Origin of the sequence: Xenorhabdus beddingii (assembly GCF_002127545.1) — a bacterium.
GTDB lineage: Bacteria > Pseudomonadota > Gammaproteobacteria > Enterobacterales > Enterobacteriaceae > Xenorhabdus > Xenorhabdus beddingii.
The window spans coordinates 1-718 of the sequence record NZ_MUBK01000144.1; the positions used below are offsets into that span (position 1 = coordinate 1).

Below are 718 nucleotides of genomic sequence, written 5' to 3' on the forward strand. Positions count from 1 at the left end.
CTAACCACCCTAAGCCTGTTTCTTGACTCCAATCTAGCATCAACTGTAACGTTATTCATTTACAAGACTCACTTTAAAGTAGGCCTCATTCTTATCAATTTCCTCATTATTGACCAGAATGCCAACCTTAACAAAATATGTGCCCTCGTATGAGAACTTAGCCTTGGGAAAACTGAGCCTGATAGATGCAGCGATATCATTTGGTTTTCCCTGCGTATCTTCCGCTTTCATCCAAAAACCTTTTTTATTGCACACTTCTATTTGGCTCGAATCCGAAATCCTAAACAACTGGCTTTGTATGTAATACGGCTTATCATGCTTCAAATTAATCATGAAAACCTTGAAGTGGAAATCGACAATAAATGGTAATTCTTCACAGTCAAAAACCAGTAATGGCTGTTCATCGCTATCAGGATTATACGGGTGAATAAACGCTATTTTTTCATTACTCATTGTTTCCCGCCTCATACATTCGCTTGATTGCTTTCATAGCACCACCCAGTGTTAAACATTTCTTACATTTAACCACTAGGATAATGATAAGTGTTACTGATTATTTGATCAGCAATCTCAGAAAGTGTGAGGGGGATTTACAGAAGGTAGAGTAAAAGCACTGGCTGCACAAATGGAAAACCCGCTGGGACGGGTTTAGGCTATTTTTGATTTGGTCATTTCTGTGATTTTTTCGAATACTTTTTTGCTTGTGGCTATTGCCATT

General features: G+C 38.2%; 1 protein-coding gene. It reads right to left on the reverse strand.

Translation table 11 applies throughout. The features are described 5' to 3' along the window. Positions 1–51: 51 nt before the first annotated feature. Complete coding sequence (locus tag Xbed_RS18925) at positions 52–453, reverse strand: hypothetical protein (RefSeq protein WP_086114327.1); 402 nt, start codon at positions 451–453, stop codon at positions 52–54. Between the last annotated feature and the right edge of the window lie 265 nt (positions 454–718).

Coding starts and splice junctions, on each gene's coding strand:
- Xbed_RS18925 (WP_086114327.1), bottom strand. CDS start 453: ATGAGTAATGAAAAAATAGCGTTTATTCACCCGTATAATCCTGATAGC.